Genomic DNA, 15,966 nt, shown 5'->3' with positions numbered 1-15,966 from the left:
CATCATCCGCGCCGGTCTGTACCCCCTTCGAGCCGGTCCAGGATCGGGCAATCGGGTCGGTCGTCGCCGTGGCAGCTTGCCGCGAGATCGCTGAGCGTGCGCCGCATTTCCTCGAGCGCGCGCGCCTTGCGGCCGAGGTCGTCGGCACGCGCCAGCGCGAGTGCTTTCACATCCGCGCTCGAGCGATGGCGATCGGTCCACAAGGACAGCAACTCGCGGATTTCCTCGATCGGAAAGCCGAGGTCGCGGGAACGCGCGATGAAGCGCAGCCGGTGGACATCGGCGTCAGCATAGTCGCGATAGCCGCTGTTGCGGCGGGGCGGCGGCGGGATGAGCGCGAGCTTTTCATAGTGGCGGATCATGCGCTGCGAAACGCCACTCGCCTTCGAGGCCTGACCGATGTTCATGTCCCGGTTCCCCTATCAGAGCTTTGCTGCATGAGGCGTAGCGCATTGGTGACGACGATGAAGCTGGACAGCGCCATCGCCCCGCCGACGATCATCGGCGACAAGGTCATGCCCGAAACGGATAGAGCACGCCCGCCGCGATGGCCACGCCGAGCCCGTTGAAGACGAACGAAAAGAACAGGTTCTGGCGGATGTTGGGCATCGTCGCGCGGGCCAGCCGGCGCGCCCGTACGATCGCCGAGAGATCACCCTTGGTGAGTGTCATTCCGGCGCTTTCGATCGCGACGTCGGTTCCCGTCCTCATCGCAATCCCTACATCGACCGAGGCGAACGCCGGGGCGTCGTTCACGCCGTCCCCCGGCCATGGCGACGCGCTCTGAGCTCGCGCATGATCCGGGCCTTGTCCTCGGGCTTCGGCCCCGCGCGGACTTCGTCCAGCCGCCCACCGCCGCGGCGACGGCCTCGGCGGTGGCGCGATTGCTTCACGGGCATTGGCGCGGATCGGATCCGCGACTGCCAGCAGCCCGGCTAGTTCGCCATCCATGGCGACCAGCATCACGCCAGCGCCTGATCGCATCATCGCAGCATTGCCGATCGCGACCGCGGGGCTGTCCACGCGGGCCGACGCCCCGCGCCGGCACCGATGCGAAGCCTTCAGCGCACGGAACCACCACGCCGCGGGCTTCGGCGCCGGCGACCACGGCCTGCGCCAGCGGGTGCTCGGACTGCGCTTCCACCGCCGCGGCGAGCGCCAGCAATTCGGCCTCGTTGCCCAGTGCTCGACGTCGATCAGCCCCGGCCGGTTCTGGGCCAGGGTTCCGGTCTTGTCGATGACGAGCGTGTCGACCCGTTCGAACGCCTGCAGCGCTTCGGCATTCTTGTCGTGATATCCTTCAGCGCACGACGGATAAGGTTCATGTCAGGGTCAAGCCCGGCTGGCGACACTTGACCTTGACACTGTGTCAAACCCCATGGCGTGCTCGCCTTGCGCAAAGTCGCGGCAACGCCACAGGACCGAAGGAACAGCTCGATGAATGCGATGATCGACCGGCGCGGCCTGTTACGCGGCGCGGCGCTGGCCGGCGGCACGGCTGCGTTCGCACGCTGGATGCCCGCCTGGGCGCAGCGCGTGTCGCCCGGGCTGGCGAGCACGCTCCCCACGCTGGCGGGCGAAGACATCACGTTGCGGGTGGCGCATCAGAGGATGACGGTCGACGGCCGGCACAGCCATGCCATCGGAATCAACGGCACCGTGCCGGCGCCGCTCATCCGGCTTCGCGAGGGACAGCAGGCGCGGCTGCACGTGGTGAACGACTTGGACGAGGAGACGTCGGTCCATTGGCACGGGCTGATCCTGCCTTTCCAGATGGACGGGGTGCCGGGAATCTCCTTCCCCGGTATCCCGGCAAGATCGACCTTCACCTACGAATTCCCGATCGTGCAGTCGGGCACCTATTGGTACCATAGCCACTCGGGACTTCAGGAGCAGATGGGCCATTACGGGCCGATCGTGATCGATCCCGCCGATGACGATCCGGTCGCTTATGATCGCGAGCATGTCATCGTCCTGTCCGACCACAGCCCGCTGCACCCGCACCAGATATTCCTCAAGCTCAAGAAGCAGGCCGGCTATTTCAACCGCCGGCGCCAGACTCTCGGCGGCTTGCTCCAAGGCGAGGACCAGCCGCTCAAGCAACGCTTGCAATGGGGCGGCATGCGCATGGACCCGACCGACATCGCCGATGTGACCGGATCGACCTACACCTATCTCGTCAACGGCCATGGCCCCGGCGACAATTGGACGGCGCTGTTCCAGCGCGGCGAGCGCGTCCGGCTCCGCATCATCAACGCTTCGGCGATGACGATCTTCAACCTGCGCATCCCCGGTCTGACGATGCAGGTGGTCCAGGCCGACGGCCAGAATGTCCGGCCGGTGGACGTCGACGAACTCCAGATCACCATCGCCGAGACTTATGACGTGATCGTCACTCCCCACGACGCCCGGGCATATTCGCTGATCGCCGAATCGGTCGATCGTTCGGGCATGGCGCGCGCCACGCTCGCGCCGCGGCCGGGAATGGCGGCAGAAGTCCCGCCGCTTCGCAAGCGGCCGATCGCGACGATGAAGGACATGGGGATGGACATGTCCGGCATGGATCACGGCGACATGGGTGCAGGGGTTGGCATGAACATGGCCATGCGCGATCCCGCCAATGCCCCGCAGGTGAGGATGGGGCCCGGCGTCCAGACGATCGCGCCGATGGTGACGGACCGCACCGGCGAGCCTGGCCAGGGGCTGGAGGATGCAGGTCACCGCGTGCTGACGTATCGCGACCTCGTGGCGAGCGAGCGCAATCCCGATGTGCGGGGGCCCGCGCGCGAACTCCAGATCCATCTGACCGGCAACATGGAACGCTATATGTGGTCGCTCGACGGCGAGAAATTGAGCGAAGTGAAGGATCCGATCCCGTTCATCGCGGGCGAGCGCGTGCGGGTCACGCTGATCAACGACACGATGATGTCGCATCCGATCCACTTGCACGGCCATTTCTTCGAGCTGGTGACGGGCCATGGCGATCATTCGCCGCGCAAGCACACGGTGAACGTGCTGCCTGGAAGCAAGGTCAGCTGGGACGTGACGGCGGTGCCCGGCGACTGGGCCTTTCACTGCCACATGCTCTATCACATGCATGCCGGGATGATGCAGGTGGTGCGGGTGCGGCCGCTGGACGGGGCGGCGGCATGAAGCCCTTGCTGTTCGGGCTCGCGCCCCTCGCGCTGGCGCTTCCCGCGGCCGCGCAGGACCATTCGATGCACGATATGCCCGGCATGAAGATGCCGGCCAAAGTGGCGCCCAAGCCGGCCGTCAAAGCGAAGGCGCCGAAACCCAGAGCGCCGAGCAAGCCGGCTCCCCGCGCGCACGCGCAGCAGGCGCCCGTTCCGCGCGACCCGCACGCCGGCCACGACATGGGCAACATGCCCGGGGGCGAGGCACCGGCGCCGCAATCCGCTGCGCCGGCCGACGCCGCGGATCCGCATGCCGGCCACGACCTGTCGGCAATGCCGGCAATGGCTGCAGGAATCCCGACCGGCACCGATCTGCCACCGGGCAATGCGCCGCCGCCTGCTCCCGCAAGCGATCGCGCAGCCAATCGCTATTGGGGCGCCGGCGCGATGGCCGAGGCGGAAGGCGCCCTACGCCGGGAGCATGGCGGCATGATTTACTCGAAACTCCTGTTCAATCTCCTCGAATATCAGGCGGGAGCGGGGGCGGACGGCTATCGCTGGGACGGCGAGGCGTGGATCGGCGGCGACCAGGATCGATTCGTCGTGAGGAGCGAGGGCAGCGGCGCGTTCCGTGGCGGCGTCGACGAAGCGGAGGTCCAGGCGCTCTATGGGCGCGCGCTTGATCCCTATTGGAACCTGCGGGCGGGCGTTCGGCAGGATCTCGGGCCGGGGCCACGCTCGACATGGGCCACGCTCGGGGTCGAGGGCGTGGCACCCTATTGGCTCGAACTCGAAGGCGCGCTGTTCCTGTCGACCAGGGGTGACCTGCTCGGGCGTATCGAAGGCCATTACGACCAGCGGATAACACAGGATCTTGTGCTCCAGCCGCGGGCGGAGCTGAACCTCGCCGCACAGGATGTACCGGCGAGCGCTATTGGTGCCGGGGCGTCGGACATCGAGCTCGGATTGCGGCTTCGTTACGAACGGTCGCGCGAATTGGCGCCTTATCTGGGCGTTTCGTGGGATCGCAAGCTTGGCGACACGGCCGGCTATGCGCGCCGACGGGGAGAGGGGAGCGGGGGGATGCGCTTCGTCGCGGGGATCCGGAGCTGGTTTTGATTGGTCCGTGCGCCAGAAAGTCGGCTTGAGCCATGCGCTTCCCCACCACTATGCAGCTTGCCGATTGCGCAGCCGCATCTGGCCGCCGATAACACCCAACTCAGATCAAGGGGGAATCATGAAAGTCTACGCGGTCGCGCTCGTCTCGCTGGTTGCACTCGCCGCGCATCAGGCTGCGGCCCAGGTAGCACCTCCCACGCAGCAAAAGCCGGTGCAGGAGACTCAGGCTCCCGAAGACCAGATCGTCCGTCCAGTCGAGCAGCCGGCGCCAGCCGTTGCGCCTGCGCCTGCTGGATCAACTGCGCCCGCCGCGCCTGTCGCGAAGAGCGACAAGCCCGCTAAATGGAACGTCAACGCACCCGCCGGGGCGACCATCCGCCAGATCCCGATCCGCGTGTCCGAAGGTAGCTGGATGGATCTCGACGTCAGCCCCGATGGCGCGACGATCGCGTTCGGGCTGCTCGGCGACATCTACACGATGCCGATCGCCGGCAGTACGCCGACGCGGATCGCCGAGGGGCTCGCCTGGGAAGTCCAGCCGCGTTTCTCGCCCGACGGGCGGCGGATCGCTTTCACCTCGGATCGCGGTGGCGGCGACAATATCTGGGTGATGAACCGCGACGGGTCGGACAAGCGCCAGGTGACCGAGGAGGACTTCCGCCTGCTCAACCAGCCGGGCTGGAGCCCCGATGGCCGCTATATCGCCGCCAAGAAGCACTTCACCACCGGCCGCTCGCTCGGCACCGGTGAAGTGTGGCTTTATCACGTTTCGGGCGGGGCCGGGGTGATGCTGGTCAAGCGCCCCAACGAAACGCACCAAAAGGAATTGGGCGAGCCCATCTACGCGCATGACGGCAAGTCGATTTTCTACACGCGCAACATCACCCCCGGCCCGATCTTCGAATATGCCCAGGATTCGAACACCGACTTGTTCGACATCGAACGCTACGATCTCGACACCGGCGAGGTGACCACCGCGGTGAGCGGCGCCGGCGGCGCGGTGCGGCCGACGCCTTCGCCTGACGGCAAGAAGATCGCCTTTGTGCGGCGGGAGGCGACTCGCTCGAAGCTCTACGTGAAGGACCTCGTCTCGGGGGAGGAGCGCAAGATCTATGACCACCTCGACCAGGACGTGCAGGAGACCTGGGCGGTCACCGGCGTCTATCCCAACATGGCGTGGACGCCCGACGGCAAGTCCCTGGTGTTCTGGGCCAAGGGCAAGATCCGCAGGATCGATGCCGACGGATCGAACGCGCGCGAGATTCCGTTCGCGATCAGCGACACTCGCGACGTGATCGACGCGCCGCATCCGCAGATCGCGGTCGCGCCGGAGCGCTTCACCACGGCGATGCCGCGCTTTGCTTCGGTTTCGCCAGAGGGCGACCGCGTGGTGTTCGAGAGCCTCGGTAAATTGTGGATCAAGCCGATGGGGGGCGGCGCGGCGAAGCGACTGACGAGCGGCGGCGAAGGCTTCGAGCTGTTCCCTAGCTGGTCGCGCGACGGACGGACGATCGTGTTCGTCGGCTGGACCGATGCCGGGCTCGGTCGGATCCGCACCGTTCCGGCCGGCGGCGGGTCGGCACGCGACGTGACCAGCCAGCCGGGCCATTATGCCCGCCCGCGCTTCTCGCCCGACGGCAAGACGATCGTGTTCGAGCGGGTCTCGGCGGGCAATCTTACCAATCCCAATTGGTCGCAGGATCCCGGCGTGTACCGCGTGGCGAGCGCGGGCGGCGTGCCGGTGCGGGTTGCCAAGGGAATGGCGGCACCGCAATTCGGCGCGGCCAACGACCGCATCTTCATGATCGGCGAAGGCGAGAAGAGCGAGCGCCAATTGGTCAGCACCGACCTTAGCGGCCAGGACAAGCGCATCCACGCGAACGGCGAGATGGTCACCGATTTCGCAGTGGCGCCGAGCGGCGAGTTCGTGGCATTCCGCCAGAACTATGCTGCGTTCGTGGTGCCGCTGATGCCGGGCAATCAGTCGGTCGCGCTGTCGCCCGACGCCAAGGCGCTGCCGGTCACCCGCGTGAGCGCCGGCGGCGCGGATTACATCCATTGGTCGAACGACGGCGAGCGGCTGCACTGGAGTCTCGGGCCGACGGTCTACACGGCCGAGACGGCGCAGCTCTTCCCGAACGCGCCGCGGGCCGAAGGCGCTCCGGCGTTCGTCCCGCCGACCAATGGCGTTTCGCTGGCGCGCGAAGTGACGGCGGCGAAGCCGGACCGCACGGTGGCGATCAGCGGCGCGCGCCTGGTGACGATGGCCGATGCTGCGGGCGGGATCATCGACGATGGCGTGGTGGTGATCCGCGGCGACCGGATCGGCGCGGTCGGCCCGCGCGCCTCGACGCCGATACCGGCGGGGGCAACGTTGGTCGACGCGACGGGCAAGACGATCATCCCAGGCCTGATCGACGCGCATGCGCACGGTCCCGCAGGGAGCGACGAGCTCATCCCGCAGAACAACTGGTCGATGCAGCAGAATCTCGCGCTGGGCACTACGACGATCCACGATCCGTCGAACCGCTCGAGCGAGATCTTCGCGGCATCCGAGATGCAGCGGGCCGGGCTGATCCTCGCGCCGCGCATTTTCTCGACCGGCGAGATCGTCTATGGCGCCAGGGCTGCCGACGTCTATGCCCAGATCGACAGCCTCGACGATGCGCTGGCGCATGTCCGCCGGCTCAAGGCGCAGGGCGCGCACAGCGTCAAGAACTACAACCAGCCACGGCGCGAGCAGCGCCAACAGGTGGTGGAAGCGTCGCGCCGTGAGAATATGCAGGTCGTCGCCGAGGGCGGCTCGCTGTTCGGGATGGACATGACCCTGATCGCCGACGGCAATTCGACGCTCGAGCACAATGTGCCGCTCGAGACCTTTTACGACGACGTGCTGCAGTTCTTTTCGGAAACCAAGACCAACTACACGCCGACCCTGGTGGTGACCTATGGCGGGCTTGCCGGCGATCCGTATTGGCGCCAGGCCACCGACGTTTATGCCCACCCGCTGCTGCGCGTGCACACCCCGCCGACGGTTTTGCTCGCGGATAATGCCCGGAGGATCAAGGCGCCCGAGGATAATTTCGTCGACGACGACAATGCCCGCGAGGCGCACAAGCTCGCCAAGCGCGGGGTGCTCGTCTCGATCGGCGCGCACGGGCAGCAGGCCGGCATCGGCGCGCATTGGGAATTGTGGTCGTTCGTGCGCGGCGGCATGACGCCGATCGAGGCGCTCCGCGCGGGCACGATCGTGTCGGCGCAGTCGCTCGGCATGGCGCGCGACATCGGATCGATCGAGCCGGGCAAGCTCGCCGATCTGGTGGTGCTCGACAAGGATCCGACCGCGGATATCCGCAATAGCGACAAGGTCTCGCGGGTGATGCTGGGCGGGCGGCTGTACGACGCCGCAACGCTCGACGAAGTCGCGACGGGCACTGCGAAGCGCGGCGCCTATTGGTGGGAGAAGCAGGGGCGATAGGCTCACTCTTCGACCGTCATCGCGGCTAAAGCCGGGATCCTGGGTACTCGGCCCGGCTGGTCTGCTTGGCTCTGGGTCCCGGCTTTTGCCGAGGTGACGAAGAAGCTTTGGGGTTTTAGTGCAAGGAGAGCGGAGTGGTTCGTCGTGAATTCCTGGCCGGAGCGAGCGCTATGTCACTCGCCACCGCATGGCCCGCCGCCGCGGCCCCGCGCAGTCAGGCCGGGCCGGACAAGACGCTGTCGACGCTGCTTGATCGCTTCTTCTACGACCGGCTCGCCGATGCTCCCGAGGCCGCGACGCAGCTCGGTCTCGATACCGGCGTACGCGCCGGGCTGCGCGCGAGGCTCAGCGATAATTCGGCCGCGGGATTTGCCAAGGCGGCAATGCGCTCGAAGCGCGAGCTCGCCGAACTGCGCGCCATCGCGCCTGCCACGCTGGCTCCGGCGGGGCGACTCGATCAGGAGGTCGTCGCCTATCAGCTCGAGCGCAACATCGCCGCGACCGCGCGCTTCCGCTACGGCTCGAACAGCGACGGCTTTGCGCCTTATGTGCTGAGCCAGCTCGGCGGAGCCTATCGCGACGTCCCCGACTTTCTCGATTCGCAGCATCGCGTGGAAAATGCCGCGGATGCCGATGCTTATCTCGCAAGACTCGAAGCATTTACGAATGCGATCGACAACGACACTGCTCGCCAGCGTGACGATGCCGCGCGCGGGGTGTTCGCGCCCGACTATATAATCGACACCACGCTCAAGCAGATAGCGGCGATGCGCGACGTGCCGGCGGGAGAGACGGTGATGGTGACTGCGCTGGCGGGCAAGCTGGCCGCGGCGAAGCTGCCGGGCGACCGCGTGGCGAAGGCCGAGCGGATCGTCGCCGAACAGATCTTCCCGGCGATCGACCGCCAGCGTGCATTGGTCACCGAGTTGCGCACCAAGGCGGTGCACGATGCCGGGGTATGGCGGTTGCCCGACGGCGACGCCTATTATAGCGCGGCGGCGCAGGCCGCGACCACCACCAGCCTCTCCGGTGCCGAAATCCATCAGCTCGGGCTCGATCAGGTTGCAGAGATCGGCGCACGGATCGATGCAATTCTCAAGGCGCAGGGCATGGGGCAGGGGACCGTCGGCGAGCGGCTGGTGGCGCTCAACAAGCGGCCCGACCAGCTCTTCCCCAACACCGATCCTGGCCGGGAGGCGTTGCTCGAGGCGCTGCGCGCGCAAGTGACAGCGATGCAGGCGCGGCTGGGCGAGCAGTTCCGCTCGCTTCCCAAGGCGCCGGTAGAAGTGCGGCGGGTGCCGGCGTCGATTCAGGCCGGCGCACCGGGCGGCTACTACCAGAACGCATCGCTCGACGGGTCGCGCCCGGCGATCTACTTCATCAACCTGCGCGACACATTCGACCGGCCGAAGTTCGGGCTGGCGACGCTGACCCACCACGAAGCGGTGCCGGGCCACCATTTGCAGGTGACGCTGGCGCTCGAATCGCCGAACATTCCGCTGATCCGGCGCCGCGCCGACTTCAATGCCTATACCGAAGGCTGGGCGCTCTATTCGGAGCAGCTCGCCGACGAGATGGGGATGTATGACAAGGACCCGCTCGGGCAGGTCGGCTATCTCCAGTCGCTGCTGTTCCGCGCGACAAGGCTGGTGGTCGATTCGGGGCTGCACCACAAACGCTGGTCGCGCGAGCAGGCAACGGACTATTTCATCGCGACCACCGGCATCGCGCGCGGGCGCAGCCAGGGTGAGATCGACCGCTACACGGTGTGGCCGGGCCAGGCGTGCAGCTACAAGATTGGTCACACTATGTGGGTCCGCCTGCGCGACAAGGTGAAGGCGGCGCAGGGTGCGAAGTTCGACCCGCGAAGCTTCCACGACGTGCTGCTCCAAGGCGCGATGCCGCTCACTGTGCTCGAACGCGTCGTAAACGAGCGGCTGCGCAAAGCCTGATCAGCCCCGCGGCGAAACGATCAATATGTCGAGGTCGCGATCGGGCCGCCAGTTCGTGCGCCGTATCTCGAACTGCGTCGGCGATATTTTCCGAACCCCGTCGGCGCAGAAGCTGATCAGGTTCGCCGGCGCCCCCTTGTCGATGACGAGGCGGAAGCTGCCGATCGGCGCGCGCCAGTTCGCGCCGGTCCGCAGCACATAGCCTACCCGCTGTTCGGGCAGCGCGGCATAGGCCTCGCCCGCGGCGCGCGCGAGCCGGTCGATCCCGGCCAGGAACGCCGCGTCGGCGCAATAGCGGGCGATCTCCGCCTTGCCCTCAGCACCGTGCCGGATCTCGGGCATCGCCAGATCGGTGCCGACGCTTCCGCCGGTCCCCGGCGCATAAAGATGCTCGACGTTCAGGTCGCGCCCGGCGGGGAAGAGCTGATCCCAATGATAGGTATCCTTTATCGACCAGAGCGGCTTGAGATGCCGTTTGACTCCGGGACCACCTTCGTCCTCGACGGCGACCAGGCCTGCGGTCAGGAGCCGATCCTGTTCGGGCCTGCTCAATTCGTCGAGCCGCGTCTCGGGCTCGTCCGACAGCGGAACGCGCAGCGCGGCGAGCAGCGCGGTATGATCCTTGCCGTTCAGCATCGCCTTGCGCTCCAGCGCCATCTGGACGCGCTTGCCGTCGACCTTGGTCACGAAATCTCGCGGATAGGCGATATCGCGATATTCGCGCTCGGTGAGATCGTCGTCGGGCATCGGGAAGGCGACGGTGGATCGCAGGTCTGAGGGGGTGCGGTTGCGGAAGACGTAGCGGACCCGCACCTGTTCGGCGGAGACGAACAGGTCTTCGGAGATCATGTCGATCGCGTCGGTACGGGTCAGGACCAGCCCGCCCGCGGCTTTCTCCGCCGTGCTGTCGTTCGCACCCGCGGCTCCGGCGAAGAGCGCGGCCATGGCGATGGATAGGACGATCTTCTTCATGCGCGCTCCGGTTTGGCAGGGCGCTCTAGTCGATCGTTCAGGCCGCCAGCAACTCGCAATAGATCGCACTCACCTGGGCGAGGCGCTCTTCGCGCGGCCAGATCTGGAGCCCGTCGTCGAGCTTGCTCGCCAAGTCTCCGAAGGCGGCTTCGCCGAACATTCCCGAGACGCCGGCCAATTGATGCGCCAGCGATTGCAGTTCGGCGCTCCCTTCATCATCGAAGGCCCCCGTCCGGATCGCTGCGGCGATTCTCTCCAGCGCAGCCTGCTTGCGCGTCTGATAACGTTCCTTGAGCGACGGCTTGGGCGCGGGCTCGGGCTCGGACTCGACCTGTACCGCCGCTGGCGCGGAACCGTTTTCAGGAGAAAGCAACCGGTGCAGCACGCGCTCCAGCTGCCGTTCGTCGAGCGGTTTGGTGAGTTGGTCGTCCATTCCCGATTCTCGGCACCGCTCGAGATGCGCGGTCTGCGCGCTCGCGGTCAGCGCCACGATGGGAACGCTGGACTTGGACGAAGTCAATGCCCGGATGGTCCGCGTCGCCGTGAATCCGTCCATGACCGGCATCTGGCAGTCCATGAGCACCAGATCGAATCGGTCATTGCGCACGGCATCGACTGCTGCGGCACCGTCGAATGCCATCGAAACATGGAAGCCATAGCGCGAGAGTGTCGCCAGCATCAGATCCCGGTTGAGGTCGACGTCGTCCACCACCAGGATGCGCTTTCCGGCGAAGCCCAACAGGCCGCGCGCGACGGGCTTCGCCGGCGCTGACTCGTGCGCCGCTTCGCAGAGCGGCACTTCGAACCAGAACGTCGAGCCCTCGCCGACCTTGCTGGTAACGCCAATGGTACCGTGCATCAGCTCGATGAGCTGGCGACTGATCGCGAGCCCGAGCCCGGTGCCGCCATAATGCAATGCGATCGCCGGACCGGCCTGGACGAACCGGTTGAACAAAGTTTCCGCGCGTTCCGCCGAGATCCCGGCGCCCGTATCGCGGACTTCGACCCGGAGCCGCGCATCCTCGCCCTTGCCGGTCGCCCAAACCGTCAGCGTGACGGTTCCCTCTTGGGTGAACTTCACTGCGTTCGACAGCAGGTTGAGGATGACCTGCCGCAGCCGCATATCGTCGGCCAGCACCCAGGCCGGAACGTCCGACCCGAGCAATGCTCGCAATTCGATATCCTTGGCTGCCGCCTGAGGCCCCATGAGCGCGACCGTCTGGCGGATGAAGTCGTGCAAATCGAAGGGCGCGCAGTTCAGTTCGAGCGCCGCCGCCTCGAGCTTCGAGAAATCGAGAACATTGTCGATGACGCCGCGCAACGCCTGACCGGCGCTGTGGATCAACCGCACGCGCCGCCGGGTCTCATCGGTGAGCTCGGGAGCCTCGTCGAGAAGCCGCGAGAAGCCGATCACGCTGTTGAGCGGGGTTCTCAGTTCGTGGCTGACATTCGCGACGAAATCGGATTTGGACCGTACTGCCTCCTCCGCCTTGAGGGTAGCGGCGGCGAGCGCGTCCTCGCGTTGCTTGCGGTCGGTAACGTCGCGGACCACGTCGATAAAGCCGGTCATGCCTTCGTCCTGCGCATCGTGCAGAATGCCGATGCTCGATTCGAGCCAAACCCACCCGCCGTCGCGGCGTTGCGAACGCCATCGCACCGGTTCCGCGGCGCCGGACTTGATCAACGTACGATATTCGCGACGGACGGCTGCCAGATCCTCGGGGTGCACGAAGTCCAGTGCCGGCTTGCCGAGAAGATCGGCGGGGTTCAGGCCGACGATCTTCTCGCACGACGGCGAGATGAAGGTGATGCGTCCCTCCAGATCGGTGGTGGTGATCATGTCGGTCGAATTGCGCGCCATCAGCCGGTAGCGGTTCTCGGCCTCGAACTCGCTGGTAAGATCCTCCACCTGCGCGATGAAGTGCGGTGCGCTGCCGTCCTCGGCCTGGACCATCGAAACCGACAGCCGAACCCGGACGAAGCGGCCGCTCTTGTGGAGATAGCGCTTGTCGAGCTTGTAGCTGGTGATCTTGCCCGAGATCAGGTCTGCCAATTGCGCCAGATCCGCCTCGAGATCGGCAGGGTGGGTGAGCACCTGGAAGTCGAGCGTCTCGATTTCCTCGCTCGAATAGCCGACGATGCCCCCGAACGCCTCGTTGACGCGCATGAATCCCCCGTCGAGCGCGACCAGCGCCATGCCGATCGGCGCGTGGTTGAACGCGTTCTCGAATTGCTCGGTCTGTTTGCGGCGTTCCGAAATGTCGTGGAGCAGCGCCGTGAATTCCCAGCCGTGCTGGAGCCGTGCGGCGTTGATCGCCAGCTCGACGGGGATTCGGTTGCCGCTGCGATGCAGCGCCTGGACTTCGATCCGGCGGCCGATCAGCGTGCCTTCGCCGGTTTCCACGAAGCGGCGCAGCGCGGACCGGTGCATCGCGCGGAGCTCCGGCGGGACGATCAGCTCGGCGAGATCGCACCCGATCGCTTCTGCTTCGGACCATCCGAAGGTCAGTTCGGCCTGGCGGTTCCAACAGGTGATGATGCCATCTTCGGTCATCGTCACGATCGCCTGATGCGCATTGCCGATGATGCCCGCAAGTCGCTGCTCGCTCGCGCGCAGCGACGCCTCGAGCGCGATGCGCTCGCCGAGGTCGTGCTCGGTTGCGGCGAAACGGAGCTGCTTTCGCATCTCGGCCGCGAGCGCGGCGGTCAGCAGGCGCAGCGCCTGGACGTCGTCCTCATCGAACCGGTTCGTCCGGTCCGAGCAAATCTTCACAACTCCTGCGACTTCGCCTTCGCGGATGAGTGGCGCGCAGATCATGGCGCGCAACCCCGTACGCTCGCAGGCCGCGCGATCGACGCGAGGGTCTGTCGAAGTGTCGTTACTGACGAGAAGCTCGGCCTTCTCGACACAGAGCCCGGAAAGACTGCCCGTCCGTTTTATCCGGAGCCCGATGAAAGCACTGAGCGAGGCGCTGGCGGCCTTGTAGACGAGGTCGTCGCCGTCGATCAGCTCGATCACGACGCCACTGGCCTCGACGACCGCCTCGAGCTCGCCGATCACCACCTGCATGAACGAATCGAGATCGAGATCGGCTTCGGCAAGACGAGTCTGCGCCAAAGCGAGCTGTTCCAGCCTCCGTACCCTGTCCGACCTGGATGAAGCCGTTTCCGTCGCGTGCTTCGATTGCATTTCCCGATACTTCCGAAAGCTGAGCGATCCTCCGGCGATACGGTCCGTTGGTGAACGGAGCGGTAAGCCCCGGCTCGGTGCATCTACGGATGCGACGCCGGCCCCTCCCTGTGCGTCTTCACGAAATCTACGAAGGCGCGGAGTGGCGGGGGCACGAGGCGGCGGCCAGAATAATAGAGAAACGGCCCCGAAAAGGGCTGCCACCAATCCTCGAGCACGGGCTCGAGCGCGCCGCTGGCGAAATGCGGACGAAGCCAGCCTTCGAACAAGTGGAGGACGCCGACGCCGGCAAGCGCCATATCGACGGCGAGGTCCATGGCGCCGCCGATACGCACCACCAATTGCCCGCCCGGCTCGATGCGCACGATCTCTCCAGCACGCTCGAACTCCCACGGGCCGGCCATCGCCCCGCTTGCGAAGCGGCCGCGCAGGCAGGCATGGGCCAGAAGATCGCGCGGGTGTTGCGGGCGGCCATGGCGGTCCAGATAGTCGGGCGCGGCGGCGGTGGCGAAGCATTGGACACGCGGGCCGATCGGTACCGCGATCATGTCCTGTTCGAGCCGCTCGTCATACCGGATGCCGGCGTCGCAGCCCGACGCCAGCACGTCGACGAAGCTGTCCTCGGCGACGACCTCCAGCTGGATGCCGGGATAAGCGGCAAGGAAGCCGGGCAGGATGGCGGGCAGCACGAGCCGCGCGGCGCTCACCGGGACATTGAGCCGCAGCGTCCCAGTCGGGCCGTCGCGAAAGCCGTTCACGACCTCGAGCGCCGCCTCGACTTCGCCGAGCGCGGGAGCCAGCCGCTCGATCAGCCGCGCGCCCGCCTCGGTGGGCGCGACGCTCCGCGTGGTGCGGTGGAGCAGGCGGACGCCGAGCCGCGTCTCCAGCCGGCGCACCGCCTCGCTCAAGGTCGAGGCACTGACGCCGCTGGAGCGCGCCGCTTCGCGGAAGCCGCGTGCCTGCGCTACCGCCAGAAATGCGTTCAGGTCCGCTAGATCGCTAATCATCGTGCGAATATCCGTACAGCCTGTGCGGATAATGCAGGATTATCGACGCACTCGCCAATGCCTAATTGGTGCCGATCAAAGGAGATCATATGCTGACGATCGAACAGGCCGGCACGTTCAAGCTCGGCAATCGCGTGGTGAAGCGGCTCGGCTACGGCGCGATGCAACTCGCCGGCCCCGGCGTATTCGGTCCGCCGCGGGATCGCGATGCCGCGCTGACGGTGCTGCGCGAGGCAGTGGCTGCGGGGGTGGACCATATCGACACTTCCGATTTCTACGGACCCCATTTCACCAACCAACTCATCCGCGAGGCGCTGAGTCCCTATTCCCAAGATCTGACGATCGTCACCAAGATCGGGGCGCGGCGCGGCGAGGACGGATCCTGGCTTCCGGCCTTCGGCGACGACGATCTCGCAAGGGCGGTCGAGGACAATCGGCGCAATCTCGGGCTCGAAGCGCTCGACGTCGTCAACCTGCGGATCATGTTCAGCGTGCACGGGCCGGCCGAGGGATCGATCGCCGCGCCGCTGAAGGCGCTGGCCGATCTCCAGCGGCAAGGACTGGTGCGTCATATCGGCCTCAGCAACGTCACTGCAACGCAGGTCGAGGAAGGGCAGGGGATCGCCGAGATCGTCTGCGTGCAGAACCAGTATAATCTCGCGCATCGCGGCGACGATGCGCTGATCGATGCATTGGCGGAGACGGGGATCGCCTATGTTCCCTTCTTCCCGCTGGGCGGGTTCAGCCCGCTTCAGTCGTCGACATTGTCCGAGGTCGCCGCGGGGCTACGGGCGACGCCGATGCAAGTCGCGCTGGCATGGCTGCTGCGGCGATCGCCCAACATCCTGCTGATCCCCGGAACGTCATCGGTCGCGCATCTCCATGAAAACCTTGCGGCAGCATCGCTGATCCTGCCTGACGACGCCATCGCCGCGCTCGATGGCATCGCCAGGGGTTAGGGTCTGGACTGAATACCGGCAACGACCGCGAAGCGGCGGGCCGCTTTTGACGCACAGCCACGTCACTCGTCGGTCACGATGATACCGCATCGCCCCCTCCTCGTTCCCCCCTGTGCGCCGAAATCGGCTCCGTCCCGGCCATTGCCGGTATTGAG

At 66.3% G+C, this 15,966-nt stretch carries 11 protein-coding genes; 6 read left to right on the top strand and 5 right to left on the bottom strand.

Features of this window, described 5'->3' with window-relative positions:
• Window positions 1–2: 2 nt before the first annotated feature.
• Both cueR and E5A73_RS22055 read right to left on the bottom strand, forming a co-directional pair.
• A complete protein-coding gene (gene cueR / locus E5A73_RS03790) occupies window positions 3–407 on the bottom strand; it encodes a Cu(I)-responsive transcriptional regulator (RefSeq protein ID WP_135962420.1) in 405 nt (134 codons plus the stop codon).
• 106 nt (window positions 408–513) lie between these two features.
• The gene (locus E5A73_RS22055) at window positions 514–756 is read right to left on the bottom strand and encodes a hypothetical protein (protein WP_240699996.1); all 243 of its coding nucleotides are present in this window, start codon (window positions 754–756) and stop codon (window positions 514–516) included.
• Between the two features lie 193 nt (window positions 757–949).
• Between E5A73_RS22055 and E5A73_RS22050 the strand changes: the two genes are divergently transcribed.
• From E5A73_RS22050 to E5A73_RS03765, 5 genes are all read left to right on the top strand, one after another.
• Window positions 950–1,294, top strand: coding sequence for a hypothetical protein (locus E5A73_RS22050; protein WP_206366367.1), 345 nt, complete (start codon window positions 950–952; stop codon window positions 1,292–1,294).
• Between the two features lie 143 nt (window positions 1,295–1,437).
• Entirely contained in the window at window positions 1,438–3,153 is a 1,716-nt protein-coding gene (locus E5A73_RS03780) for a copper resistance system multicopper oxidase (RefSeq protein WP_135962419.1), read from the top strand.
• Complete coding sequence (locus E5A73_RS03775) at window positions 3,150–4,253, top strand: copper resistance protein B (RefSeq protein WP_135962418.1); 1,104 nt, start codon at window positions 3,150–3,152, stop codon at window positions 4,251–4,253. The genes E5A73_RS03780 and E5A73_RS03775 overlap by 4 nt, the downstream gene beginning before the upstream one ends.
• A 118-nt stretch (window positions 4,254–4,371) precedes the next feature.
• On the top strand, window positions 4,372–7,731 hold the full coding sequence (locus E5A73_RS03770) for an amidohydrolase family protein (RefSeq protein WP_135962417.1): 3,360 nt from the start codon (window positions 4,372–4,374) through the stop codon (window positions 7,729–7,731).
• A gap of 134 nt (window positions 7,732–7,865) precedes the next feature.
• Window positions 7,866–9,683, top strand: a complete 1,818-nt coding sequence (locus E5A73_RS03765; RefSeq protein WP_135962416.1) for a DUF885 domain-containing protein — start codon at window positions 7,866–7,868, stop codon at window positions 9,681–9,683.
• Here the strand turns inward: E5A73_RS03765 and E5A73_RS03760 are convergent, their stop codons facing one another.
• From E5A73_RS03760 to E5A73_RS03750, 3 genes are all read right to left on the bottom strand, one after another.
• Complete coding sequence (locus E5A73_RS03760; RefSeq protein ID WP_135962415.1) at window positions 9,684–10,655, bottom strand: DUF4424 domain-containing protein; 972 nt, start codon at window positions 10,653–10,655, stop codon at window positions 9,684–9,686. It abuts the gene before it with no gap.
• A 37-nt stretch (window positions 10,656–10,692) separates the two neighbouring features.
• Window positions 10,693–13,773 (bottom strand): PAS domain S-box protein, encoded by a 3,081-nt coding sequence (locus tag E5A73_RS03755; protein ID WP_168355790.1) that lies wholly within the window; start codon window positions 13,771–13,773, stop codon window positions 10,693–10,695.
• Between the two features lie 155 nt (window positions 13,774–13,928).
• Window positions 13,929–14,852, bottom strand: coding sequence for a LysR family transcriptional regulator (locus E5A73_RS03750; RefSeq protein ID WP_168355789.1), 924 nt, complete (start codon window positions 14,850–14,852; stop codon window positions 13,929–13,931).
• Window positions 14,853–14,941: 89 nt separating this feature from the next.
• Here E5A73_RS03750 and E5A73_RS03745 point away from each other — a divergent pair, with 89 nt between their 5' ends.
• Window positions 14,942–15,811, top strand: coding sequence for an aldo/keto reductase family oxidoreductase (locus E5A73_RS03745; protein ID WP_135962413.1), 870 nt, complete (start codon window positions 14,942–14,944; stop codon window positions 15,809–15,811).
• Window positions 15,812–15,966 lie beyond the last annotated feature (155 nt).

The sequence above is a fragment of the Sphingomonas gei genome (genome assembly GCF_004792685.1).
Taxonomy (GTDB): Bacteria; Pseudomonadota; Alphaproteobacteria; order Sphingomonadales; family Sphingomonadaceae; genus Sphingomonas; species Sphingomonas gei.
Note: the sequence above shows the minus strand (reverse complement) of the source record. Positions and strands in the feature narration are given on the sequence as shown.